Here is a 24,282-nt window from a genome sequence, read left to right on the forward strand (position 1 = left end):
ACCGAAACTCGTCCCCACGAGGTTTACCGGGACATGTTGGCGGGCCGCAACATTCGCAGCGTCATCCGCCACACCGTAGATGACCGCTGGCTACAGCGGCGCGACCCGGTCGCCCCAAGGAACCGCCTGCTCGAGCTGGGAGGCCAGCCGGATCAACACCGCCTCGCCGCCCAGCGGCGCATTGAACTGCGCACCCAGCGGGATACCGTCAGCGGTCCAGTGCAGCGGCAGCGAAATCGCCGGGCGGCCGGTGAGGTTGGCCAGTTGGGTGTAGGGGACCCAGCCCAGGTTCTTGTCCACCAGGTCGTCGACGATCTTGGTATACCGCAGCAGGCTCGCGGTACGCGTCTTGATCAGCGCGTCCGATGCCCGTTGCAGCGCAGCGGGCAGCTCGAACTCACCGATCCGGGGCGGCGGCGTCGCCAAAGTCGGGGTCAACAGCAGGTCATAGGACTCGAAGAAGGTGGTCAGCCGGCGGGTGTGCTCGTGGCGCCGTTCGACGGCGTCCACATAATCCACGCCGCTGGTCGCCCGGCCGATCGCGGCCATGATCAGGGTGTCCCGCTCGAACGACTCGTTGCCCGCACCGGTGAGCCGCTTGGCCTGCTCGACATCCCAGGCCAGATGGACGAACCAGGTCAACAGAAAGTCGCGAGCCAGCGCGGCATCGTCGTACGGGGCCTGGGGCAGTTCTTCCACGTGGTGCCCGAGCTCGGTCAGGGCGCGCACGGTCGTCTCGACGGCCGCGAACGCTTCGGCGTGCGGTTTCGGGGTGATCGCCGAAGGAACGCGGACCCCGATCCGCAGTTTCGGCGGATCCTGGCCCAGCTGGGAGGCAAAGGGTTCGTCCGGCAAGCCCGGCAAATACGGCCCGAACGGCTCCCCGCCGCTGATGACATCGAGCATTGCCGCGGTGTCACGGACCGTTCGGGAAACGACGCCCTGCACGGCGGCACCATGCATCGCCTCGGCCGTCGCCGGGCCCATCGGCGTCAGCCCGCGACCCGGCTTCAGACCGACCAAACCACAGCACGCCGCGGGGATCCGTATCGAACCACCACCGTCGTTCGCGCCCGCGCAGGGCACGACCCCGGCCGCGACGGCGGCCGCCGAACCGCCCGACGACCCACCCGGCGTCCGCTGCAGATCCCACGGGTTGCGCGCCGGCCCCCAGGCGTCGGACTCGGTGATGCCCTTCGCCCCGAATTCCGGCAGGTTCGTCTTACCGAAGATCACCAGCCCCGCGTCGAGCCAGCGCTGGACGACGGTCGCGTGCTCGGCGACAGGAGTCGACATCAGCGCCCGAGACCCCTGCGAGGTGGGTAGGCCGGCGTAGTCCTGCGCAATGTCCTTGATCAGAAACGGAACCCCGGCGAACGGACCGGTCGGCTGTTCATCGGGAGCGGCGGGGATGTCGCGCACGATGGCGTTGATCCGGGGATTCACCGCCGACGCCCGGTCCCGAGCCAGCGAGAGCAGTTCCGCCGGTGTCACTTCCTTGTCGGCGACGAGTTTCGCCAGCCCGGTGGCGTCGTATTTCCGGTATTCCTCGAAATCCATGGTTCGACCGTAACCGGGTTTCGAAGGGGCTGAACGGGGAGACCCTGAGTGCAGACACTCAAGCCGCTCAGAGAGGCCCCGCGTGGATCAGCACCAAAAAGACAAGCCGGCAGGCGTGCCGACGGATGCCAGGGAACCGACCGAAGACCAGCTCGCCGAGGAGGCGCAGCTGGAACAGCAGGATGTCGACCCCGACGCCCCTGGCGCGCAGCAGTCGGCGGACCAGATCGCCGACGAGAGCAGACGGTAGCCCTCCGCGGTAACACTCACAGGTACATCCCGGCCGGTACCGACGCCCGGTACCTGCCGGCACCCACCTCGGCAAGCAGCGCTCGCGTGCTGACCTTCTCCTCGTCGTCGGCCAGCACCGCGCGCCGGACGACCTCGCGGATGTCGCTGCCAGTGGTGCGCTCCGGCAACGCCGCCACCACCGCCTCGGTGTCGACCGCCGGACCGCCGGGAATGTCGCGGATCAGCGCCGCCAGGATGCGGACCGCCTCCGCCGCGGCGGGGTAGCCCACCTCGACGACGGAATCGAAGCGGCCGGTGCGGATCGCCGCTTTGTCCAGCGTTGCGGCGTCGTTGGTGGATGCCAGCGTCAGGATGCGGGCATCGGCGTCAATGTCCATGGCCTGCAACAATTCCGAGAGTCCGCGATCACCGGCGACGCGGGCGCGGCACCACAGGTCGACGTCCTCGAGCACGATGAGCACGGGACCGCCGAGGCGCTGAGCCTCTTCGACGACGGCGGTCAGCAATTCCTCGCCGGCCTTGGCCTCGACATAGATGACGGTGAATTCCCCGACCACCTCGCGAGCGACGACGGCACTGACTGCCGACTTGCCGGTGCCGGGTGGCCCGCACAGCAATACCCCGCGGCGCGCACCGAGGCCGTGCGCGTTGAGAATGCGGTGCCGGTCACGCACCGCGGTGATGCCGAGGTCGACTTCGGTCCATACCGCGTCGGGCACGATCACGGTGTCCCGGGTCGCCGCCGACGGCAGGTCGATGACGGTGAGATTCAGTCCGTGGCGGTTGCTGGCCCGCACCGCGCGGCCCCGGTAGGGGTTGAGTTCGTTGGCGCGTTCGGCGAGTCGGTCGAGGACGACACGGGCACGCGCTTGGTTGTCCGGTGTCACGTAGGCGGACACCTCGGCCGAATGCATGATCGAGTCGCGCGCCTCGATGTGGATGACGCAGCCTGCGTCCGCAAGCAGCGTGCCGGCGGGAAAATGCACACGCAAGCACAGCGGGTGCCGGTAGCGCTGGTCGCCGATCTCGGTCTGGGTCCACTTCGGCGGATAGGCGCACTCGCCGGGGCCGGTTTCGCATACGTCGGCATGCGCATCGATCAATTCCGCCAGCGCCAGCGCCGTGGTCAGCCGGGACACCGGATTGAGCTCGCGCTCCTCGTCGACCAGGTGGCCACAGTCCGGTACACCGAGGCAACGGGCGGTGAAACGCTCTGCGCTTTCCGCGCTTTCGCGTTCGGCCACACCGACCAGCAGTTCACCGAGGGCGCGCAGCGCCGGACGGACCCCGTAGTCGAGGCCGTCCAGCCACGCGCCGAGGTCATCGATTGGCGCGAGTGTGCGGTCGGTGAGTGTCATTGCTTTCTCGTCGGTCGGTTGGGCAGAGCAACCGACCACGATCGCATCCGAAGCCGAGACGTTCAACCGATTTTCGGCACGCAACACCTGTCGCCGTCACGGAGCACGCTGCGGCGATTCACGTTTCAGCACGGCGGGACGGTCGCGGCGCCGCAAACGGGACCAGCACCTCGTCGACGAGTTGCACGATCAGCTCGTCATTGATGGGGTCGCCGGTCACCAACAGGCGATGCCACAGCACACTCTGACCCAACTCCCGGGCGATCTCGACCGGGACGTCCGCCCGCACGTCCCCGCGGGCGATCCCTCGGGCCAGCAGGTCGGCCATTTCCTTCTTGCGCCAGCCGATCACATCGGTGCGGAAAGCCTCAGCCAACTCGGGATCGGTTGCGGCCGCGGCGATCCCGGCCCGTACCGCGGGCGCCTGCGGACCGGTGAACAGCTCAGCCCAGCCACGCAGGATCGCCAACATGTCCTCGCGGTAGCTGCCGGTGTCGTCATGCGGGATCGCGGCGACCGCGGTGCGCAGCAGGGTGTCGCGCAGCAACGCCCTGCTGTCGGGCCAGCGCCGGTAGAGCACCGCCTTGCTGGTTCCGGCGGCGCTGGCGACGGCCTCCATGGTGACCCCGGTCAGGCCGTTGCGGCTGACCAGCTCCAGCACCGCGTCCCTGATCGCGGTGTCGAGTTCCGCGCCGTACCGTCGCGCCATTCCCAGCCCTTTCAAGAAACGCTTGCGTTTCTTGCTACGCCGACTTAACCTCAGAGCAAGAAACGTTATCGTATCTTGGAGGTCGTCATGCAGAATCGGCCCGTTCTCTATCCGCTGCGACCGGTCGACAGCGCCAGGGTGCGCTTCACCCGAGCCCCACATCACCGTCGCCGCGTCACCATCGACCATCGGGTGCTGCCGGGTGTCACCCCGGCCATGCTGTTGGGCTGGTTCACCAATCTCGGCGGCACGATGGAATACGGCGGCCAGACCATCGACCGCTATCTCGCGTGGCATCCGATCGATCACATCCGCTGGGAATTGGCCCGTCCCGCACCCGGTGGCGGCGCCGCCGAGGGGGCGCGGTTCCGCATCGTGGAGGCCTTCGGCGCGCGGCCGGAGTTCCGGGTGGACGTCGTCGACCGCGTGGAGAAGCTGGACGAGACCGGGATTCGGCTGGTGACGCGGATCGCCGGCGTCATCGTCTTCCAGCTCGAGCACACCTGGTCGACCGGGTCAGACGGCGCACACTACGTGACGGTGCTCGACGTCGGCGCGCGCACAAAGCTTTTCGCCCCGATCAACCGCATGGTGCACCGGCGCTTCCCCGATGACATGTTGCACGCCTGGGTCAAACACAACATCGAAGAGGTGGGACAGCTGGAATACCTGCTGCCGCAGCTGCTGGCCACCCAGGAGAGCGCCCGGGCGACCATCAAGGAAACCGCAAGAATCCGTTGAGCGGCGTCGGCGACTCTGATCGTGTCAATCGTCAAAGGAGACACGATCATGCGGGGTATGCGCCTCAAAATGCTTATTGCGGTAGCGGGTTTGGCCGCCGGTCTGCTGGTCGTTTCGGCCGGCATCGCCCACGCGGGCGGCGCGGCGGCCCCGGTGGGATTTTGGACCACGGGCAACGGATCCGAACAACTGCTGGTGAGCCAGAGCGGTTGCTCATTGGCGAATGCCGCTGGGGTACCGACGACGTCGGGGCCGTGCAGCTGGAATGCCTCGTCCAATGGCGGCATCCTGACGATCATCAGCAGCCAAACCCGGCGGCCGTCGCCCGTCTACTTCAACGTGCTCTGGGTGAACCAGTCGACGATCACCGTTGAAGGCGACGTCTTCTATCGGCGGTAAACCAACCGTCAGCCGGCACCCTTGCCGTTGTCCACCCGGTACACGGCACCGTGCACGGCCGCGGCGTCGTCGCTGGCCAGAAACGCGATGACAGTGGCCACCTCGCGCGGCTGCATCATGCCGCGCGGTGCGGCCGAGCGCAGGATCAGGTCGTAGTTGGGATTCTCCGGGGCAGTGAATTGCTCGATCTGCGGGGTGAGCATCCCGCCCGGGCACACCGCGTTGACCCGCAATCGATCCGCGGTGTACTCGACCGCCAACGCGCGGGTCAACCCCACCAAACCGTGCTTGGCCGAGCAGTAGCCGGCCGAATACGCCTGGCCCTCGACCCCGGCGATCGAAGCGACATTGACGATGTTGCCGCCGCGGGCGAGCAGATGCGGGAGCGCGGCGCGACACAGAAAGAACGGGCCGTTCAGGTTGACCGCGAGGTCTTCGGTCCAATCGTCGTCACTCATCGACTCGGTCCGGCGCATCTGGTGGCGGCCCGCGATGTTGATCAACACATCGAGCCCGCCGAACCGTTCGACGCATTGCGCGATCGCGGCCCGGCAGGCCTGCGGCGAGGCCACGTCCGTCGCGGCATATGCGCCGCGCTCGATATCGGCGAACACCGCGGCGAGCCGGTCGGTGTCCCGCGCGATACCGAAAACCGTTGCGCCGCTGCGGGACAACAGTCGCGCGGTCACCGCGCCCAGTCCCGATGACGCTCCGGTCACGAACGCGACCTTGCCTTCCAGTGCTGCCATCAAGTCGCTCCGTACTGGCCGAGGTGGGTCCGAATTGCCGAGATCGCCGAAGCTATCGCATCGGCGCTGTCACCTCCCAACGGGGCGAGACTGGCGAACCCGTGCGGGAGCGTGTCGAACTGCCGGTGGTGCACGGTGACCCCCGCCCGGCGCAGGGCGGCAGCGTACTCGTTGCCTTCATCGCGTAGCGGGTCGAATCCGGCGGTGAACACCAGGGCCGGTGCCAGTCCCGTCAGATCGGCTCGCAGCGGCGATATTTCCGGATCGTCGGGGGCAAAGTCGGTGCCGCCGAGAAACAATTCGGTGAACCACTCGATCTCGGACCGGGAGATGAAGAATCCATCCGAGAACAGCATCCGTGATCGGGTCTGACCGGCGAGATCGAGTGCGGGGTAGAGCAGTACCTGCAGGGCCGGCTGCGGAATGCCGTTGTCGCGGCAGTGCAACGTGACAAGCGCCGCCAAGGTTCCGCCGGCGCTGTCACCGCCGACGCCGACACGATTTGGATCGGCACCAAGGTCCGCGGCCTGTTGCAGTGTCCATCGGTAGGCTGCGACGCAGTCCTCGACGGCAGCGGGAGCCTTGTGTTCGGGCGCCAATCGGTATTCCACCGACACGACATGCACCGCGGCGTCCCGGCAGATCATTCGGCACAGTCCGTCGTGAGACTCGATGTCGCCGACGACAAATCCGCCGCCGTGAAAGAAGACCACCAACGGCGCCGGTGTCGCACCCGGCGCCCGGTAGTGCCTCGCCCGCAGCGCGCCGGCGGGGCCCGGGATGGTGAGGTCTGTCGTCGGGACCGAGATTCTGGGCGCCATCGCCACGTGCGAATCGCGCATCAGCGCGCGGGCGATCTGCGGATCCCCGGAGGCGCCGAGGCCACCGGTACGCGAAAGTCGTTGCGCGGCAAGGATCAGCTGCGCCGTTGCATCCAGCGTGTTGCCGTCAACGGTGATCCGCCGACCTCCGGCAAGCACGCGTTTCGCCGAAGCCGGTATCCGCGGCAAGACCGTCATGCCGATCCGGAGCGCCCCATTGGTCACCGCAACTGGACGCGCCTTGAACCGCCCACGCGCCATGGCTGCGCCCTCCCCCTCGACCTCCGACGAACCCTAACCGGAACATATATTTGGTTCAAGATCCAGCCGGGCGGCGCGAAGGTCCCGGCCGGTTGCGAGCGCGTACAGTGAACACCAGAAGTTATATACGCTAACTAAGCGGTGGGATTCCGCTGGGAGGAGACGAGCGTGGCTCGGACCGACAACGACACCTGGGATCTGGCTTCGAGCGTGGGAGCGACCGCCACGGCCGTCGCCACCTCGCGCGCGATTGCCTCAGAAGGACCCGAGGCGCTGCTCGACGATCCTTCGGCGGCCCCGCTCGTCCGGGCGGTCGGCATCGATACCTTCGTCAAGCTGCTCGACGGCGAGCTCGGGGATATCGACGATCCACTGGTGACCCGCCAAGCGATGAAGGAGCAGATCACCGTGCGCACCCGGTTCTTCGACGACTTCCTCATCGAGGCGACCGGGGCTGGCGTTCGGCAGGTGGTGATCCTGGCCTCGGGGCTGGACACGCGGGCTTACCGGCTGCCGTGGCCGGCCGACACGGTCGTCTACGAGATCGACCAGCCCGAGGTCATCGAATTCAAGACGCGCACGCTGGCGGACCTGGGCGCGGAGACCGCCGCCCAGCGCCGCACGGTGGCGATCGACCTGCGCGACGACTGGCCGTCAGCCCTCGAAGCGGCGGGATTCGATGCGCAGCAGCCGACGGCCTGGATCGCCGAAGGCCTGCTGGTCTACCTGCCGCCCGAGGCGCAGGACCGGTTGTTCGACAACATCTCCGCCCTGTCGGTACCCGGCAGCAGGATTGCTACCGAACACATGGACATGCGCAATATCCCGTCCGACTGGGCGGAGAAACTGACCGAGCGCTCGCGGCGCATCGGCTCCAACATCAACCTGGCGGAATTGTTCTATACCGGGGAACGCAACAGCGCAGCCGAATACCTGGCGGCGCTCGGCTGGCGGGCGGCTGTCAGGAACACCGAAGAGGCCTACGCCGCACATGGATTCGCGCTTCCCGACGACGAGCTGACCGCGTTCGGCAAGGCATCGGGTTACCTGTCGGCGGTCCTGACGTAATGCTCGGTTGCGCGGTTCGACGGCGCGCAACGGGGTAGTCAGGCGCAATGAATCTGCATCAAGTTCTGGGCAGCGCCGAACGACTCGAGGTCCTCGACCGGCCCGCACAGGTCAGCGCTCGGGTCGCCGGACGGGTGGTCGGCCGCGGTGGCCGGGCCAGGCTCCTGCGCGGATCCTGGCTCGGCCACCCCGTCCACCCGCTGCTCATCACGATCCCGGTCGGCACTTGGATGACGTCGGCGGTCTTCGACGTCATCTTCAAAGACGTCACCACCGCCCGCCGACTCATTGCCGTCGGTCTGGCCGCCACGCCACCTACGCTGCTGGCCGGCTGGGCGGATTACACGCTGCTCGGCCGGCGACAGCAGCGGGTAGGGCTTGTGCACGCGCTCTCCAATTTCGCCGGTGTGGTGATGTTCTCCCTCTCCTATCGGGCGTACCGCAAAGATCGACTCCGGGCGGCGCGGGTGTACACCCTCGCCGGCCTCACCGCGATCAGTGTGGGCGGCGCACTCGGTGGGCACCTTTCCTATGCGCAGGGCGCCGGGATGTTCCGGTGGGAGCCGCTTCGCGCGGTGACACACCGCAGTCCGGTCGAATACCAGCGCGCCGCGTGAATCACGCCGCGCCCGTGTGCATCCCGTAAGGGACCGCTCGCAGCAGTGTGACGGTGAGCTGCGCGCCGTTGGGCATGGCGTAGGTTCGCCGCTCGCCGGGGCGCGCCCCTTCCAGCGCGGCGCCCAACGGGGATTGCACGGAGTAGACCTCGAGGTCGCCGGGTTCGGTACCGCGCAGACCTAGCAGGAAGGTCTCGACTTCTCCGGTGTCGTCGTAGCGGATGGTCAAGACCATTCCCGGCTCGGCGATCCCGTCATCCGGCGGGTCCTGGCCGACGGTCACGTCGACCAGCAGATCGTGGATTTCCTGGATCCGCGCCTGCCAGCGGTGGATGTCATCGGCGCGGTCCTCGTCAGCGCCGTCGATCGCGGCGAGACACCATCGACGCAACGTCGCCAACTCTCGCTGCAACCGGTCGTGGGCCTGCTTCGAGATCCACACCCGCTGCACATTGCGTTGCACCGTCACTATCTGTCCTTTCCTATCCAAGTGGTCGTCGCCAGGGGCGGGCGGGGAGACAGCAACCGCCCCTGACGACTGGGAGGCCCCGTCCGGGGGCAGAGTTCGTTACGGCCGGCTGGGGTGCTCGGTGCCCTCGCCGGTCACCAGCTCGGGCCGCCAATCGGCGTCGCGGGCCCGGTTGCACGCCGCTCGGGTGCCCGCGAAGAGGGCCGCCGCGGCGACGGCCACGTTCAACCAGATCGCCAGGGCCACCAGCACCGCCTCCCTGGCCGCGGACATGTGCGGCGGGCCGACGTAGGAGCCGTCGGGGTTCACCCAGATGTCAATCACCTCTCCCGGCTTGGGTGCCCTTTCCGACTGGACCAGACCGGTGTGCTCGGCGCCGGCGGCGAACCACCGGGCCTGCACCCAGGTGCTGTCGCTGCGAGCTGGGCGGTCGAGGACGGTCGCCTCGACCGAGATACGGCTCTGTGCCTGCTCGGCGTGGGAGCGGGCACGCGAGTCGTGGATCGCGGTGCCGACGGCGGCCGCAACCGGGGCCGCGAGCAGCGTCACCGTGACGGCCAACGCCAGGACCAGCGCTTCGATTCGGTCGCTTCGGCGGATCAGAGGATTGCGGCCGAACAGCACCCGAACCCACCGCGGCAAACCCAGGGTGAAGGTCTCCATGCCGGCACCCTCGTCAGAGCGGTGGCGGTCACGCCGTCGCTGATCGGGTTGCGGGGTAAGCATCGGTGCTCCTATCGGGCAGGCGCGTCGGGCGTCCTGCTCTCTTCGACACCTCCATGGTGAAGCGGCCGACAGCCACCCGCGTTGACGGAACCGGACAATCCGGCACCCGCGCATTGTCCCGTTGCGACAGGACGATCAGTAGATGTCGCCCGCCGCGAGCTGGATCATCATGGCCAACCGTTTCTTGGGGTCGTCCAGCGCCAGATTGGTGAGATCGGCCATCTTGCGCATCCGGTACCGCACGGTGTTCTCGTGCACGCCCAGCCGCTCGCCGGCCTCCGCGGGATCGCCCTGCGCCTCCAGCCAGGCCCGCAGCGTGGCCACGTACTCGGTACCGTTCGCGGTGTCGTGGCGACGCAGTTCGGCCACCGGCCCGCGGTCCGGGGACCGACCCGACCGCGCTGCCGTCCGCAACCGCTGCAACAGGATGTCGTCCCATGACTCGTCGTACACCGGCGTGGCGGCCCTCGGCGACGCCTCGTGTAGCGCCAGACACTCGTCGGCCTCTTGGCGCGCGATGGGCAGGTCGGACACTTCGACCGCTCCGCTGATGCCTGCCACCACCGTCGCCCCCTCCGGCAGTGCGGCCCGCAAGCCGGTGACCCAGCGGCGCGCAACCGCGGCCTCGCCCCCGGGGAGCAGCGTGTACACCGTTTTCGCCACCAGGGCACTGCGGCCGGGCCGCGACCAGCCGAACCCGGCGGTGGCGCGCTCGAATGCCAGCAGCAGCGCGGCATCCCGTTCCCGGGCGATGGACGCCTGCAATGCGATCACCCGCAACGGGCCCGGCGGCAGTCCCAGCCTGGTGATGACCGTGGCGGCGGCGGCGCTGCCTTCCAACAACCGGATCACCAGATCGGATTCGACCTGGCGCTCGAGGTCCGCGCTGGCCCGTGACCGAAGCAGATGCAGGGCGACGGTGTGCGCCCCGTCGGCGAGCGCGGCGCGCGCGGCGCCGTCCAGTGGCGCCGAACACGCCACCCACACCGACCCCATGAGTTCGCGTCCCGAGCGCACCGCCACCACCATCCGACCGGTCAGGCCGTGCTCGGCGTCCTGCGGGATGAACAGCGGGTCATCGGAGACTTCCAGGTGGGCGAATACACCGTCGGCCTCGAAGAACTTGCGCAGGCGCTCGGGTGTCTGCCGCAGCAGGATGGTCTCCACCCGCGCCGGATCGGCGTGCTCCTGCAGCCGCGAATAGGCCAGCACCTGCATCAGGCGATCGTGAATCACCACGGCACTCCCGATGGCGTCGGCCAGGCTGTCGGTGAGTGCGAACAGATCGGTCGGACCGCGGCCGGCCGCGGTTTCGCGGCCCTCGAGCACCAGCCCGTAGACGACGGCCGCCAGTTCGCTCCAGGAGAGCGCGTCGTCAACCACCAGCACCGCGCCGACCCGCGCGTCGTCATCCGGCTTCGTGGGCACGGTGCTGGCGCGCACCAACACCACCACGGCATGCGCCGACGCCGCCCATTGCAGCGCTTCCTGGTACGACGCGGCATCGATGGCCAGCAGCACATCGCCCAGCACGGGACCGTTCTGGGCAGCCTCGTGGATTACGACGCTGCCCAGTTCGGTCGATCGCGGAACCGTCGCCGAGCGCAGCCGAACCCCGTAGCTGCCCAGCACATTGACCAGGCGGTCCAAAGTGATCACGCGGCGCTCCCCAACAGGACTGCTGCCAGCGTAATCAGCAAACCCCGCGGTGTCCCCCTATTTTTCGATGCCACTGGCATCGTAATATGGGAACCGTGGGCCGTCGCCCGGACGAGCCATCGTGAGGGAGAACCATGCTGATCGGCGTCACCGGCGGGACCGGATACCTGGGAGCGCACTGTGTACGAGCCCTGCTCGCCCAAGGTCACCGCATCCGCCTACTCGTCGAACCCGGGGCGGCCGACGCCCCGGTAGTTCGCAAGGTTTCCGAACTCGGCGAGGTTGAGGTACGCCAGGGCGACATCCGGCAGCAGCGCACCATCGAGGCGTTGCTGGACGGCTGCGACGCGGTGCTGCACGCCGCCGGCGTCGTCGGCACCGACAACCGTCGTGCGGCACTGATGTGGGAAGTCAACGCCTACGCAACGGAGTCGCTGCTGGGGCACGCGGTGCGGACGGGTCTGGATCCGGTTGTGATGGTGAGCAGCTACAGCGCCCTGTTCCCGCCGCCGGACGGCATCATCGGCCCCGACACCCCGACCGCGCCGGGTCGCAGCCCGTACGCGCAGACCAAGGGCTACGCCGATCGGGTGGCTCGCAAGCTGCAGGACGAGGGTGCACCCGTTGTGATCACCTATCCGTCGAGCGTGGTCGGGCCGGCCTTTCACACCGCACCGGGTGTGACCGAGCGCGGCTGGGCGCCGGTAGTGCGACTTGGCATCGCGCCCAAGTTGCGCGGCGGCATGCAGATGATCGACGTCCGGGATGTGGCCGAGGTGCATGCAGCCCTGATGAAGCCGGGACGCGGGCCGCGGCGCTATGTGTGTGGCGGGGAGCTCGTCCCGTTTGACGACATGATCACCGCCCTCGAGCGTGGGGCCGGTCGCCGTTTCATCCGAATCCCCTTGGATCACCGGGTGTTCCGCGCCTTGAGCAGGGTCGGTGATGCGCTGTCGGGGATCGTGCCGCTGGGTGACGGGCTCAGTTACGAGGCCGCGCTGCTGTTGATCGCGGCCACGCCGACCGACGATTCACGCACGCTGGGCGATTTCGGCATGACGTGGCGGTCCCCGGTCGACGCCATCGTTTCGTCTTTTCCGCGGCACCACGTCGGTGAGACAGCGAGCGGGGTGTGATCACGCCATTACTCAAACCATTTCTAGAGCAAGGTTTCGCAATTCGCGCCGCGAGCTGACGCCCAGCTTCGCGAAGATGCGGCCCAGATGCCATTCCACTGTGCGCGGACTGATGAAAAGCTGGGCGCCGATTTCGGAGTTGGTACAGCCCTGCCGCGCCAGTAGGGTGATCTGCCGTTCCTGCGTGGTGAGGCCGATCGCGGTGCCCTTCACCGGCTTGTGCACCGCCTCGCCGGTAGCTTGCAGTTCGCGGCGCGCCCGCGCGGCGAAGCCCGCTGCGCCCATTTGAGCGAATAGGTCGTAGGCGCAGCGCAGCTGAGCCCTGGCATCTGCGCGGCGATTCGCCCGCCGCAACCACTCGCCGTAGACCAGGTGGGTGCGCGCCTGGTAGACGACCACCGGGGTGCGCGACAGGTGCTCCACCGCCGCCCGATAGTCCGCGCCCGGGTCGGCGCTTACACCGACGAGCGCTCGCGAACGCGCGGCGATGCCCAGCGCGGTCTCGGTTCCGCTGGCCCGCGCGCGTTCGTTGATATGCGCGAGAAACTCAGCGGCCAGGTCGGTTTCGCCGCAGTAGGCGGCGGCCTCCACCGCTTCGGTGAGCAGATACGACGACATGCCGATGTCGTCGTGTTCGAGCCCGGCCCGCGCCGCCGCCAACGCTTTCGGGTATTGCGACAAACCGTTGTACAGGACGGCCGTCGCATAAAGCGTGACCGAAACTTCGGTGCCCTCGCCGCGAGCGCTGGCCCCCTCGATGATCACCCTCGCAGATTCGAGACAGTGCTTCTCCTCGCCGCGGTAGGCAGCCAGGTACGGCACGATCGACAGGTGCGGCGGGGTGCCGGTCGCGGTGGCCAGGATCTCCACCTCCTGCAGCGCCGCCTCTGCGGCCGGGAAGTCACCGCGTGTCACCTTGAGCCCGGCGTAGGTCGACAGGGACGATGCGATGAGCGTCAATTCTCCTGTGGCACGCTGCATCTCGACTTGCCGGCTGGTGAGGAAGTCGTAGGCGTCCTGCTCGAACAGGTCCAGACAGATGCGATTGGTGATGTCGTGCCAGCGCGGATCCGACGTACCCGATCGGGTCTCCCGCACATACTCCGCAATCGCGGTTCGCAGCAGCGGCGCTGCGGCAACATAGCCATCAGTCAGTCGGACGATCAGTCCCTCCATCAACAGGTCGACCGTGTCGCGCCGACCCGCGGCCAGGCCGGCGCGGGCGGCCCGGGCAACTCGCTCCGGCGGACTTTCCGGGTCGAAAAAGCGGCCCACAATGAGGATGGACATCAGCGCCTCGAGATAGGTGTCCCGCGCCAACGCGGGGTCGATCTCGCCGAGCCGCTGGGCGGCGGCCAACAGCAACGGCGGCGCATCGGGACCACGACGTGCGGCCCACGCTAGCTTCGCACGTATCAAATCGACTCGGACACTGACGGATTCGTCGTCGGAGACTTCGCTTACGAGATCCAGCAGCCGCGTGGCGGCCTCTAGCGATCCCGCATCGAGCTTGGCCTGTGCGGCCTGTAATGCCAGCTGCACCCGCTGCTGACGATCCGGTGTCGCGTCGACGGCCGCTGCCCAAAACGCCGCGGCGGCCGCGATGCCACCGCGAGCCCGGGCGTGTTCGGCGACGCCCAGCAATTCGGTGGCGACCTCCTCGTCGGGGGCTGTAATGGAATGCGCGCGGTGCCAGGCCCGGTGGTCGGGAGCATCGCTGATTGCGCCGGCGAGCGCTTCGTGAGCCCGCCGCCGTTCCGAAAGCGGTGCATGACTGTAGATCGCGGAGCGAACCAGCGGGTGGCGGAACACGATGCGGCCGTCGACCGATAACAGGCCCGCCGTCTCTGCGGGCGCAGCGGCCTCGACATCGATTCCCAGCCGGGCCGCCGCGGACCACAACCAACTCGGTTGTCCGGTCGGTTCCGCAGCGGCGATGAGACACAGCATCCGGGTAGGCGCCGGAAGCTGACTGAACTGCTCGATGAAGCTGTGCTCGATGCGCCCGGGAATAGACTTCCCGTGTGCCAGGCCGTAACCGCCGGCCAGGTCGGTCGGGTCAAGGCACCGGTGCAGTTCAAGCAAAGCCAGCGGGTTGCCCCTCGATTCCGCGACGATGCTGTCGCGCATGCGATCAGAGATCCGTCCGGGCAGCAGTGCCGCGAGCAGGGCCCGGGCGTCGCTGTCCGACAGACCTTCCAGGACCATCTCGGGCAGGTCGGCCAATTCGGCGACCGGGGTCCGCGCGGCAAAAATCATGATGACGCGATCCGCCAGCAACCGTCGCGCCGCGAAGGCGATCGCCTGCAGTGACGCGCGGTCGACCCAGTGCGCGTCATCGACGACGCAAATCGTCGGTCGGCTTGCCCCCGCTTCCGCCAGCAGGGTGAGCACAGCCAACCCGACCAGCAGTCGATCCGGAGCACCGTCGCCTTCGCTGACTCCGAGTGCGACTTCCAGCGCAACCTGTTGCGGTTTGGGGAGCCGGCCCACCAATTCTTGCAATGGAGCGCAAACTTGTTGCACCCCTGCGTGAACCAGTTCCATCTCGGACTCGGCTCCACTGGTGCGGATGACGCGGAAATCCGAGGCCTGCTCAAGCAGATGGTCGATCAGTGCGGTCTTACCGATGCCCGGCTCGCCCCGCACGACGAGCACGCCGCTGTGGCCTTCGCGCGCGCCACCCAGCAGGCCGGCCAGCAACTGCTGCTCCTGCCGCCGGCCCAGCAACCCGCAAATATTGTCGCGCACGCAAACATATTCGCAGGAAACCGCCCCCGGGGCGCGCCGGAGACCGGGGGTTTACCCGGGGTCGGCAACTGGGCACCGGTGCTTGACTCGACGCCGTGGAAGGCGAGCGGCCGCCGCTTCCGCACTCGACGAGAAAGGCCGTGTGCTCCGATGACCGACGTTAAGAATGTCCACGAAGTCACCTACGAACTGCTGCGCAAGCTCGGTCTGACGACGGTGTTCGGCAATCCCGGATCGACCGAGCAGTCCTTCTTGAGAGACTTCCCGGACGACTTCACTTACGTCCTGGCGCTGCAGGAGGCGTCGGTGCTGACCATTGCCGACGGGTTCGCTCAGGCCACGGGGCGGCCGGCGCTGGTCAACCTGCACACGGCGGCGGGAACCGGCAATGCCGTCGGTAGCTTGGTGGCCGCCTACCGCGCCAATACCCCGCTCATCGTCACCGCCGGTCAGCAGACACGCGAAATGCTGCTGTGTGACCCATATCTGGCCAACAAAGAAGCGACGACGCTGCCGCAGCCGTGGGTGAAGTGGGCTCACGAGCCGGCGCGGGCCGAGGATGTGCCGGGCGCGTTCATGCGTGCCTATGCGACGGCGCTGCAACCGCCCGCCGGCCCGGTCTTCCTGTCCATACCCCTCGACGACTGGGAGAAGCCCGCGCTCGGTCCTGCCGTTGTGCGCACGGTCGGCGAACGGACCACCGCCGACCCCGATCGCTTGCGCCAATTCGCCGAACGCATCAGCAGTGCCCAGCGTCCGGCCCTTGTGCTGGGACCGGAGGTCGACCGCGCCGGCGCCTGGGATGCCGGCGTCGCCTTCGCCGAGAAATTGAAGGCACCCGTGTACGGCAGCTCGCTGCCGGACCGCATCTCGTTTCCCGAGGACCATCCGCTGTACGCCGGCATGTTGCCGATGACGATCGCCGGGGTGGAGCAGGTGCTGCACGGTTACGACCTGGTGATCGTGGTCGGGGCGGAGGTGTTCCGCTATTACCCCTACGTGGCCGGCGAGTACCTGCCCGAAGGCACCGAACTGCTGCAGATCACCGCCAGTTCGGAACGCGCTGCGGTGGCGCCGGTCGGCGACAGCCTGGTTGGTGACGTGGGGCAGGCTTTGGCGTACTTGACCGAGACCGTGCAGGTACCGGGCGACCGGCAGGCACCGCCGCCCCTGGCTCACGAGCGCAAATCCGATCTGCCGGCGTCCGCGCCGATGACCGCCAACGCGGTGTACGAGGTGCTCAGCACCCTCAAGCCCGCGGATTCACCGCTGGTGATGGAGTCGACGTCGACCATCGCCGAACAGCAGACCTGGTTGCCCACCACGCGCAGCGCGGGCTTCTACGCGACCGGGAGCGGCGGAATCGGCTGGGGCGTGCCGGCCGCGGTCGGTGTCGCGCTCGGCGACCGGGCCCGCGGCGTCAAACGCACCGTCGTCGCCACCATCGGTGATGGTTCCTTCCAGTATTCGATTCAGGCGATCTGGACCGCCGCGCAGCACAAACTGCCCGTCGTGTACGTCGTCCTGCGCAACGGTGAGTACTGCATCCTCAAGTCGTTCGCGCTACTGGAGAAGACACCGGGGGTACCGGGCCTCGACCTACCCGGCCTCGACATCGAGTCTCTGGCAAAGGGATTCGGCTGCCGGGCAGTGACGGTCGACAGTACCGACGCGCTGGCCACCGAGTTCTCCGCTGCCCTGTCAGCGGACGGACCGACGGTCATCGTGGTGCCGACCATCCCCCAACTTCCGTTCCTGGGCTGAGGGCGGGTCCGGTGCCCATCTACACGTGCACTACCGCCGCCGCGACGCTCGACGCGCAGACTAAAGCGGATCTGGCTGCGGAGATCACCCGTATCCACTCCCGCGTCAACCACGTTCCCAGCACCTACATCAACGTGGTGTTCCACGAACTCCCACCGGACGCGATCTACACCGATGCCCAACAGTCGCAGCCGTTGCTGATCACCGGCTGGGTGCGCACGGGCCACCCTGATGACGAAACCAGCCAGCTATTAAGCGAAGTCGCCGAGGCTGCTAGCAGAGTGACCGGCATTCCGTCGGCACGCATCCTCGTCATCATCCAGAACAGTCCCGCCCACTTCGCCATGGAGGGCGGACGGGTACTGCCCAACCCGGGGGAAGAACAGGCGTGGCTGGCAGGCCATTGACGGAACCGCCATGTACGCGGTGGCGGTGACCCGAACCGGTGCGCCGGAGGTTCTCACCTACACCGAAATTCCACAACCGACACCCGATGCCAACTGCGTGATGATCAAGGCGGAGGCGATCGGCGTCAACTTCATCGATACCCATTTCCGGTCTGGCAGGTGCCGACGCGCGCTGCCTTTCATTGCGGGTGGTGAGGTGTGCGGCTCCGTCGTGCGGGTCGGCGCGAATGTGTCGACCGTTCGGCAGGGTGATCGGGTCGCAAGCGCGGACGCCGTGGGTGCTTACGCCGAATACTGCACCGCGCCGGCTACTTTGGTGGCTCACGTGCCGGCCGCCATCGGCAGCGACACCGCAGCCGCCGCCCTGTTGAAGGGACTGACGGCGCACCTCCTCGTCAATTCCGTGTACCGGGTCAAACCGGGTGACGTCATCTTGGTGCACGCCGGCGCCGGCGGCGTCGGTCTGATCCTGACCCAATGGGCAGTCAGCCTCGGCGCACGGGTAATCACGACCGCATCCACCCCGGCCAAGGCGGACCTGTCACGCCGGGCCGGAGCGTCGCACGTACTCGATTACCCCACCGAACCGGACGAGTTCGGGTCGGTGATTCGCGAGTTGACCGGAGGGCGAGGTGTTTCGGCAGTGTACGACGGAGTTGGCCGGACCACCTTCGACGCCAGCCTGGCAAGCCTGGCCGTTCGCGGCACGCTCGCCCTGTTCGGCGCCGCCAGCGGACCGGTGCCACCGCTCGACCTTCAGCGGCTGCGGACCGCTGGCTCGGTGCACCTCACCCGCCCGTTGCGCAGCCATTTCAACCGGACGTACGACGAGTTCGCCTGGCGGGTAACCGAACTGTTCCGCGTGATCGGTGATGGCACCGTCGACGTGACCATCGGTGAGCGTTATCCGCTGGCCGAGGCCGCCCGGGCGCACCGCGACCTGGAGTCCCGCCGGACGCACGGTTCCACCCTGCTCATACCACCGGCAGGCAGTTGACCTTGAACGTGGCGGACACGATCTCACCGAATGCCCCACCCGCGCCGATGAAGAGCCGCTTGAGGTCGTAACCCGCGACATCCTTCATGGTCTCGCCGCCGAATCGGGCCGGTGCACCACCATCGGCGAGGACGACGCGCAGGCCGAGCAGATTGTTGCGGACCGCGCGCCGTTCGGCGCCACTGGCGGCGGCTATCAGCGCTCCGACACTACGCCCGTCCGGATCGGCAGGTATTGCGGCACAGGCCATGTGCTGTTCGGTAAGGTGAGCGGCCAGGTCGTCGAGACGCACATCGGCACCGACGGTCAGGCTCAGATTCGCGGCGTTGAGGTCGATTTGGGTATCGCTGGTGGTCGCCGCGGGCGCCGGCTCATCCTTCACCGAGGCTTGGTCCCGGTGTCGGGACAGTGTGGCGCCCACGGTCGCCTCGAACGAGGCCAGGCTCGGCTCATCCGGCGACAAGTCGGGCAGCAGCACGCCCGGATTGAGGAGCCCGGTGGGGTCGAAGACCCGCTTGACGGCGCGCTGCGCGGCGATCTCGACCGGGGTGAAGCGCTTGGTCATGAACTGGCGCTTCTCGGTACCGACACCGTGCTCGCCGGTCAGGGTTCCGCCGAGGTCGAGTGCGGCATCGATGATTTCGTTGTTGGCGGCTTCCAACGCCGAAGCCGCCTTGGGGTTGGTTGAGTCGAAGAACGAGATGGGGTGCAGATCCCCGTCGCCGGCGTGCCCGGCCACCGCGATGAACAACAGCCCGTCGGTGTGCCGGGCCGCGGCGCGCTGGATGGCTTCCTGCATCTCGGGAATCCGGTTACGCGGCACCGTGACGTCCCCGATGAAGTAGTCGTGGCCGCTGCGTACCACCGCATCCGGCGCGTGCAACCGTCCGTACCAGAGCTTTTCGCGCGCCTCGTCGTCGGTGGCCACCCGCACCTCAACGGCGTTGCGCCGCAATACCTTTTCCACTGTCGCGGCGTCGCGCTCCACTTCCTCGACCGTGCCGTCCACGTCGACCAGCACGATCGCATCCACATCGGTGGGGTACCCGGTGTCGGTGAACGCCTGCAGCCCCGCGATTCCGGCGCGGTCCAGCCACTCGAGCGCGGCGGGCACCGTGCCGGTCCGGATGATGTCCGCGACGGCATCTGCGGCGTCGTGTGCCGACGCGAAGCTGCCCATCAAGCTGTGAGTCACCGGTGCGATGGGCCGCAACGCCACGGTCGCCTCGGTGACGATGCCGAGGGTGCCCTCCGAACCGATGATCACACCGAGCAGATCCGGCCCGGCATCGTCGGCGGACAGGTTCACTACGGATCCGTCGGCGAGCACCACCTCAATCTCATGGATGTGGTTGTAGGTGACGCCGTACTTCAATGCGTGTGGACCGCCGGCGTTTTCGATGATGTTGCCCCCGATGGTGGACAGCGGCGCCGAGACGGGATCCGGGGAGAAGCACAGGCCGTAGCCGACCAAATCCTTCTGCAGGTCGGCGTTGATGACACCGGCCTCGACGCGGGCGGTGCGCCCCTCGGGATCGATGGCCAGCACCCGATTCATCGCTGACATGTCCAGCATCACCCGATCGGGTGCGGCCATCATGCCGGCGCTGCAGTTCGACGCACCGCCGCGGGTGACCACCGGAATGTGATGTGCGGCCGCGATGCGCAGCACCGAGATCACCTCGGCGCGGGACACCGGCCGGACGGCCACACCGGGCACCCCACCGAATCCCCAGTAGTCGCGGCCCCGCGCGGCCAGATCGCCGGCGTCGGAAAGTATCGCGTCGGGCTGAGACAACGCGGCGGCGAACTGGCGGATCACGCTGCTATCCATGGCCATCCTCGATCGTGTTGGGTCGGCTCAACATTGGCACCTTCCGCGCTCCGGTGAGCCCGTGGAAATCCCCGGGGTTGGCCGCTCCCCGGGGCCACCGATTCGTCGAGCGTTTGGCGCACGTACCGGGCCACGCCGGTTTTCCTACGGAAGCCCACGCTCGGGGTATTAGCGCGCCGGCGAGGCGGGTATCTGCACAAGACTCAGTCCAGTACTCAGTCGGGCCGAAGGGAGTCGGTGTGCGCTCACCCCTGCGCATCGCGGTGATCGCGCACAATCATTTCCCGATCCTCGAGCCCTACGCCGGCGGACTCGAAGCACACATAGGGCACCTCACCCGGGCGTTGGTGCACGAAGGTCACCTGGTCACACTGTTCGCTGCTGAGGATTCCGATCTGGGGCCGGCCCACCCGCGTTTGACGATCGACACGCTGCACCGCAGTTCAGCGGCTTCGGCGCCGTTCCCGCTGCCGGGCGCGGTCAAGGATTCCGACCACCAAGGATTCGTCGCGCTGATGACGTGGCTGGCCGAGGACGGCGCCGCCGACTACGACGTGATCCACAACCACAGCCTGCACTACGTCCCGCTCCTGATGGCCCCACGGCTGGGCACGCCGGTGCTGACGACCCTGCACACGCCTCCGTTCCCGTTATTGGAAGCGGCGGTCGGTGCGGTTCGCCGCAGCAACCTCACCTTCGCGGCGGTCAGCGCGCAGGCCGCCGCCACCTGGGCGCACACCGGCATCGACATGGCCGTCGTCCCCAATGGCATCGACGTCGCGCGGTGGCCCGCAGGGCCGGGTGGGCGCTACGTCGTGTGGTCCGGCCGCATCGTCCGAGAAAAAGGGCCGCATTTGGCGATCGAAGCGGCACAACGCTCCGGGCACCCGCTCGTGCTGGCCGGGCCGATCGTGGATGAGGAGTTCTTCCGCCGCAGGATCCAGCCGCAGCTGGGCGACCGGGTGCGGTATGCGGGGCATCTCGACCAGCACCGACTGGCCGCGCTGGTGGGCGGTGCCGCCGCCGCGCTGGTGACCCCGCTATGGGACGAGCCCTACGGCCTGGTCGTTGCCGAAGCGATGGCGTGCGGGACGCCGGTGGTGGCATTCGCTCGTGGCGGCATCCCCGAACTCGTTGACGAACGGTGCGGCCGCCTGGTGGCGCCCGGGGACGTGGCCGCCATGGCCCGGGCCATTCCTGTCGTCAGCGAGCTTTCGCGCGCCCAGGTGCGTCGCGTTGCGGTCGCCCAACACGACGTCTCGGCGATGGTCGCCAAATACGTTGCGCTGTATCGCAGGCTGTGGGCCGAGTCCGAGGCGCGGGGCCGCCCAAGGACCGCATGAGTTTCGGCGCGGCACTGACGGGTACGCGACCGATCAGCTGACGTAGCGAACAAGCCCAGGAGCCTTAGATGACCGATGTGTCCGCAATACCGCCCGATCCCGACGACACCCGCGACATCCTCACCGACCGCCAAGGTCACCCGATCTACGACAACCAGAATCAGCGCACGATCGGCGCCCGCGGGCCGGCGACCCTGGAGAACTACCACTTCCTGGAGAAGATCAGCCATTTCGACCGGGAACGCATCCCGGAGCGCGTTGTGCACGCCCGCGGTTTCGTCGCCTACGGGTACTTCGAGGCCACCGGGAAGTGGGGCGACGAGCCGATCGCGAAGTACACCCGGGCCAAGCTCTTCGCCGAAGCCGGCAAACGCACCGACCTGGCCATCCGCTTCTCGACCGTGATCGGTGGCCGGGACTCCTCGGAGGCGGCGCGAGACCCGCGCGGATTCGCCGTCAAGTTCTATACCGAGGACGGCAACTGGGATCTGGTGGGCAACAATCTGGGCGTCTTCTTCATCCGCGACGCGGTGAAATTCCCCGACGTGATTCACGCGCTCAAGCCGGATCCCGTCACCTTCCGGCAGGAGCCCGCCCGCATCTTCGACTTCATGTCGCAGACTCCGGAGTCGATGCACATGCTGGTCAACCTGTTCTCCCCGCGCGGCATCCCGGCGAACTACCGCACCATGCAGGGCTTCGGCGTGAACACCTATCGGTGGGTCAACGCCGAGGGCGAGACTCACCTGGTCAAGTACCACTGGATGCCGAAGATCGGCGTGAAGAGCCTCACCGAGGCGGACGCCGCTGCGATCCAGGCCGAGGATCTCGGTCATGCCAGTAGAGACCTGTACGAGGCCATCGAGTCCGGCGACTATCCGGAGTGGCAGCTGCTGGTGCAGCTGATGAGCGACGACGACCACCCCGAACTCGACTTCGACCCGCTCGACGACACCAAGACCTGGCCGGAGAACGAGTTCCCGCCGAAACTGGTCGGCACCATGGTGCTCAACCGCAACGTGTCGGACTTCTTCAACGAGAACGAACAAAGCGCCTTCGGCACCGGCGTGCTGGTCGACGGTCTCGAGTTCTCCGACGACAAGATGCTGGTCGGTCGGACCTTCTCCTACTCCGACACCCAGCGCTATCGCGTGGGGCCGAATTACCTGCAGCTTCCGGTGAACCAGGCGAAGAACGCGAAGGTGTCCACCAACCAGCAGGGCGGGCAGATGCAGTACCGCGTCGACAACAACGGCGCCAACCCGCACGTCAACTACGAGCCGTCCATCACCGGCGGCCTGCGGGAGGCCACCAGCGAGCGCCAGGACGAGGTCGGTCCCGAGATCAGTGGGCGCTTGACGAAGAAACGCATACCGCGCACCGACGACTACACCCAGGCCGGACAGCGCTACCAGCTGATGGAGCAGTGGGAAAAGGACGACCTGGTGCTCAACCTGGTCGACGGCATCTCCGAGGCGGTACGCGAGGTACAGGAGCGCATGGTGTGGCACTTCCTCATGTGCGACGACGAACTTGGGATCCGAGTCGGCGAGGGTCTGGGCATCACGCCCGACGATGTCCGGCACCTGGAACCGCTGAAATCGCAGACCTTGACGGAAGCTGAAGAACACCGTCGCGCCAACCTCGGCAAGAACGGACCTCGCGACGTCGAAGGACTGACGATGACACACTGCGTCCCCAACGAGCACGTGCCGGCGGCCAGCGGAACCGATTGAGCGTTTCGTCCAACCTGATCACAAGCGTTGCGATGGCGGCGCCGCGTGCCTACCGTTGCGGTTAGCCGCGTGTATACAGTCGACTACACGCGGGATACTTCGAAAGGCGCGGGGCAGATGAGTAGCGGTATTCGTGTGGTGAAGCTGGGCGAGAACATCGGCGCCCGTGTCGATGGTGTGCGGCTCGGCGCGCTCGACCCGGAGGCCGCGGCGGCGGTGAATCAGGCGCTGCTCACGCACAAGGTGATCTTCTTTCGCGGGCAACACCACCTCGACGACGACTCGCAGTACGCGTTTGCCGAAAGCCTGGGCGTGCCGACGACTCCGCATCCGACACTGAAGTTCGAGGGCAGCAAGGTCATGCGGTTGGAAGCTGTCGGAGGGAGCGGCGCCAACCAGTGGCACACCGATGTCACCTTCGTCGACCGCCCACCGAAGGCCTCGATCCTGCGCGCCGTCGAATTGCCTTCCTACGGCGGCACAACCACCTGGGCATCGACCGTCGCTGCATACCGCCAGCTGCCCCCGCCATTGCAGGAACTCGCGGAAAACCTGTGGGCCGTGCACAACAACGCGTTCGACTACGCCCAGATCGATCCCGTCAAACTGGCGGCGGCCCAGGCCAACCCGGAAGCGATGCTGAAGTACGCCGCCGAATTCCAGTCGACGCACTACGAAACGTTGCATCCGGTGGTGCGGGTTCATCCGGAGACCGGCGAAAAGGCGTTGCTGCTGGGCTCTTTCGCAAAGTCCATCGTGGGTCTCAACGGCGCCGAGTCGCAGGCGCTCTACCGAATCTTCCAGGACCGCATCACTTGGCTGGAGAACACGATCCGGTGGAACTGGGAACTCGGCGACGTCGCGATGTGGGACAACCGCGCCACCCAGCACTACGCCGTCTCGGACTTCGGCGACCAACCGCGCC

At 67.4% G+C, this 24,282-nt stretch carries 22 protein-coding genes; 12 read left to right on the forward strand and 10 right to left on the reverse strand.

Annotated features, from left to right (window positions below):
- Window positions 1-90: 90 nt before the first annotated feature.
- Entirely contained in the window at window positions 91-1,560 is a 1,470-nt protein-coding gene (locus tag A9X01_RS20045) for an amidase (RefSeq protein WP_065122421.1), read from the reverse strand.
- Window positions 1,561-1,642: 82 nt separating this feature from the next.
- Between A9X01_RS20045 and A9X01_RS30620 the strand changes: the two genes are divergently transcribed.
- A complete protein-coding gene (locus A9X01_RS30620; RefSeq protein WP_172832571.1) occupies window positions 1,643-1,810 on the forward strand; it encodes a hypothetical protein in 168 nt (55 codons plus the stop codon).
- 16 nt (window positions 1,811-1,826) lie between these two features.
- On the opposite strand, the gene A9X01_RS20050 is transcribed toward A9X01_RS30620, so the two are convergent.
- The gene (locus A9X01_RS20050; protein WP_065122438.1) at window positions 1,827-3,170 is read right to left on the reverse strand and encodes an AAA family ATPase; all 1,344 of its coding nucleotides are present in this window, start codon (window positions 3,168-3,170) and stop codon (window positions 1,827-1,829) included.
- Window positions 3,171-3,288: 118 nt separating this feature from the next.
- Window positions 3,289-3,879, reverse strand: a complete 591-nt coding sequence (locus A9X01_RS20055; RefSeq protein ID WP_065122422.1) for a TetR/AcrR family transcriptional regulator — start codon at window positions 3,877-3,879, stop codon at window positions 3,289-3,291.
- Between the two features lie 87 nt (window positions 3,880-3,966).
- On the opposite strand from A9X01_RS20055, the gene A9X01_RS20060 reads away from it, so the two are divergent.
- Entirely contained in the window at window positions 3,967-4,620 is a 654-nt protein-coding gene (locus A9X01_RS20060) for a hypothetical protein (protein ID WP_065122423.1), read from the forward strand.
- Window positions 4,621-4,668: 48 nt separating this feature from the next.
- Complete coding sequence (locus A9X01_RS20065; RefSeq protein ID WP_155772186.1) at window positions 4,669-5,019, forward strand: hypothetical protein; 351 nt, start codon at window positions 4,669-4,671, stop codon at window positions 5,017-5,019.
- 8 nt (window positions 5,020-5,027) lie between these two features.
- Here A9X01_RS20065 and A9X01_RS20070 read toward each other — a convergent pair whose 3' ends face one another.
- A complete protein-coding gene (locus tag A9X01_RS20070) occupies window positions 5,028-5,768 on the reverse strand; it encodes an SDR family NAD(P)-dependent oxidoreductase (protein WP_065122425.1) in 741 nt (246 codons plus the stop codon).
- A complete protein-coding gene (locus tag A9X01_RS20075; protein WP_081282493.1) occupies window positions 5,768-6,850 on the reverse strand; it encodes an alpha/beta hydrolase in 1,083 nt (360 codons plus the stop codon). Before A9X01_RS20075 ends, A9X01_RS20070 begins: the two co-directional genes overlap by 1 nt.
- A 168-nt stretch (window positions 6,851-7,018) precedes the next feature.
- On the opposite strand from A9X01_RS20075, the gene A9X01_RS20080 reads away from it, so the two are divergent.
- Complete coding sequence (locus A9X01_RS20080; RefSeq protein WP_065122440.1) at window positions 7,019-7,918, forward strand: class I SAM-dependent methyltransferase; 900 nt, start codon at window positions 7,019-7,021, stop codon at window positions 7,916-7,918.
- A gap of 47 nt (window positions 7,919-7,965) precedes the next feature.
- Complete coding sequence (locus A9X01_RS20085) at window positions 7,966-8,535, forward strand: DUF2231 domain-containing protein (protein WP_065122426.1); 570 nt, start codon at window positions 7,966-7,968, stop codon at window positions 8,533-8,535.
- A 1-nt stretch (window position 8,536) separates the two neighbouring features.
- Here A9X01_RS20085 and A9X01_RS20090 read toward each other — a convergent pair whose 3' ends face one another.
- The 3 genes from A9X01_RS20090 to A9X01_RS20100 form a co-directional block, all read right to left on the reverse strand.
- Window positions 8,537-8,998 carry a GreA/GreB family elongation factor gene (locus A9X01_RS20090; protein ID WP_065122441.1) on the reverse strand — a complete coding sequence of 154 codons (462 nt, stop codon included), beginning with the start codon at window positions 8,996-8,998 and terminating at the stop codon, window positions 8,537-8,539.
- Window positions 8,999-9,103: 105 nt separating this feature from the next.
- Window positions 9,104-9,730 carry an Rv1733c family protein gene (locus tag A9X01_RS20095; RefSeq protein WP_065122427.1) on the reverse strand — a complete coding sequence of 209 codons (627 nt, stop codon included), beginning with the start codon at window positions 9,728-9,730 and terminating at the stop codon, window positions 9,104-9,106.
- A gap of 135 nt (window positions 9,731-9,865) precedes the next feature.
- On the reverse strand, window positions 9,866-11,389 hold the full coding sequence (locus tag A9X01_RS20100) for a PucR family transcriptional regulator (protein ID WP_065122428.1): 1,524 nt from the start codon (window positions 11,387-11,389) through the stop codon (window positions 9,866-9,868).
- A gap of 134 nt (window positions 11,390-11,523) precedes the next feature.
- Here A9X01_RS20100 and A9X01_RS20105 point away from each other — a divergent pair, with 134 nt between their 5' ends.
- Window positions 11,524-12,525 (forward strand): NAD-dependent epimerase/dehydratase family protein, encoded by a 1,002-nt coding sequence (locus tag A9X01_RS20105; RefSeq protein ID WP_065122429.1) that lies wholly within the window; start codon window positions 11,524-11,526, stop codon window positions 12,523-12,525.
- 12 nt (window positions 12,526-12,537) lie between these two features.
- Here the strand turns inward: A9X01_RS20105 and A9X01_RS20110 are convergent, their stop codons facing one another.
- Window positions 12,538-15,276, reverse strand: a complete 2,739-nt coding sequence (locus A9X01_RS20110; RefSeq protein WP_081282496.1) for a helix-turn-helix transcriptional regulator — start codon at window positions 15,274-15,276, stop codon at window positions 12,538-12,540.
- A gap of 150 nt (window positions 15,277-15,426) precedes the next feature.
- Between A9X01_RS20110 and mdlC the strand changes: the two genes are divergently transcribed.
- The 3 genes from mdlC to A9X01_RS20125 are packed head-to-tail and all read left to right on the forward strand — an operon-like array spanning window position 15,427 to window position 18,444.
- A complete protein-coding gene (mdlC, locus tag A9X01_RS20115) occupies window positions 15,427-17,040 on the forward strand; it encodes a benzoylformate decarboxylase (RefSeq protein WP_065122443.1) in 1,614 nt (537 codons plus the stop codon).
- An 11-nt stretch (window positions 17,041-17,051) separates the two neighbouring features.
- Window positions 17,052-17,447 (forward strand): tautomerase family protein, encoded by a 396-nt coding sequence (locus tag A9X01_RS20120; protein WP_065122430.1) that lies wholly within the window; start codon window positions 17,052-17,054, stop codon window positions 17,445-17,447.
- 10 nt (window positions 17,448-17,457) lie between these two features.
- On the forward strand, window positions 17,458-18,444 hold the full coding sequence (locus A9X01_RS20125) for a quinone oxidoreductase family protein (protein ID WP_065122431.1): 987 nt from the start codon (window positions 17,458-17,460) through the stop codon (window positions 18,442-18,444).
- Here the strand turns inward: A9X01_RS20125 and A9X01_RS20130 are convergent.
- A complete protein-coding gene (locus A9X01_RS20130) occupies window positions 18,422-20,278 on the reverse strand; it encodes an FAD-binding oxidoreductase (protein WP_253849240.1) in 1,857 nt (618 codons plus the stop codon). The two genes, A9X01_RS20125 and A9X01_RS20130, sit on opposite strands and share 23 nt — an antisense overlap.
- Window positions 20,279-20,517: 239 nt before the next feature.
- Here A9X01_RS20130 and A9X01_RS20135 point away from each other — a divergent pair, with 239 nt between their 5' ends.
- The 3 genes from A9X01_RS20135 to A9X01_RS20145 all read left to right on the forward strand — a co-directional run.
- Window positions 20,518-21,621, forward strand: coding sequence for a glycosyltransferase (locus A9X01_RS20135; RefSeq protein ID WP_253849242.1), 1,104 nt, complete (start codon window positions 20,518-20,520; stop codon window positions 21,619-21,621).
- 68 nt (window positions 21,622-21,689) lie between these two features.
- On the forward strand, window positions 21,690-23,357 hold the full coding sequence (locus A9X01_RS20140) for a catalase (RefSeq protein WP_065122433.1): 1,668 nt from the start codon (window positions 21,690-21,692) through the stop codon (window positions 23,355-23,357).
- A gap of 117 nt (window positions 23,358-23,474) precedes the next feature.
- The coding region (locus tag A9X01_RS20145; protein WP_065122445.1) for a TauD/TfdA dioxygenase family protein at window positions 23,475-24,282 on the forward strand (808 nt) is incomplete at its 3' end.

This window comes from Mycobacterium asiaticum (genome assembly GCF_001668675.1).
Taxonomy (GTDB): Bacteria; Actinomycetota; Actinomycetes; order Mycobacteriales; family Mycobacteriaceae; genus Mycobacterium; species Mycobacterium asiaticum_D.

What these genes read in the sequence shown, in the direction of transcription:
- A9X01_RS20045 (WP_065122421.1), bottom strand. Translation starts at nt 1,560, where the DNA reads ATGGATTTCGAGGAATACCGGAAATACGACGCCACCGGGCTGGCGAAA.
- A9X01_RS20050 (WP_065122438.1), bottom strand. Translation starts at nt 3,170, where the DNA reads ATGACACTCACCGACCGCACACTCGCGCCAATCGATGACCTCGGCGCG.
- A9X01_RS20055 (WP_065122422.1), bottom strand. Translation starts at nt 3,879, where the DNA reads ATGGCGCGACGGTACGGCGCGGAACTCGACACCGCGATCAGGGACGCG.
- A9X01_RS20060 (WP_065122423.1), top strand. Translation starts at nt 3,967, where the DNA reads ATGCAGAATCGGCCCGTTCTCTATCCGCTGCGACCGGTCGACAGCGCC.
- A9X01_RS20065 (WP_155772186.1), top strand. Translation starts at nt 4,669, where the DNA reads ATGCGGGGTATGCGCCTCAAAATGCTTATTGCGGTAGCGGGTTTGGCC.
- A9X01_RS20070 (WP_065122425.1), bottom strand. Translation starts at nt 5,768, where the DNA reads ATGGCAGCACTGGAAGGCAAGGTCGCGTTCGTGACCGGAGCGTCATCG.
- A9X01_RS20075 (WP_081282493.1), bottom strand. Translation starts at nt 6,850, where the DNA reads ATGGCGCGTGGGCGGTTCAAGGCGCGTCCAGTTGCGGTGACCAATGGG.
- A9X01_RS20085 (WP_065122426.1), top strand. Translation starts at nt 7,966, where the DNA reads ATGAATCTGCATCAAGTTCTGGGCAGCGCCGAACGACTCGAGGTCCTC.
- A9X01_RS20095 (WP_065122427.1), bottom strand. Translation starts at nt 9,730, where the DNA reads ATGCTTACCCCGCAACCCGATCAGCGACGGCGTGACCGCCACCGCTCT.
- A9X01_RS20105 (WP_065122429.1), top strand. Translation starts at nt 11,524, where the DNA reads ATGCTGATCGGCGTCACCGGCGGGACCGGATACCTGGGAGCGCACTGT.
- mdlC (WP_065122443.1), top strand. Translation starts at nt 15,427, where the DNA reads ATGACCGACGTTAAGAATGTCCACGAAGTCACCTACGAACTGCTGCGC.
- A9X01_RS20125 (WP_065122431.1), top strand. Translation starts at nt 17,458, where the DNA reads ATGTACGCGGTGGCGGTGACCCGAACCGGTGCGCCGGAGGTTCTCACC.
- A9X01_RS20130 (WP_253849240.1), bottom strand. Translation starts at nt 20,278, where the DNA reads ATGGATAGCAGCGTGATCCGCCAGTTCGCCGCCGCGTTGTCTCAGCCC.
- A9X01_RS20140 (WP_065122433.1), top strand. Translation starts at nt 21,690, where the DNA reads ATGACCGATGTGTCCGCAATACCGCCCGATCCCGACGACACCCGCGAC.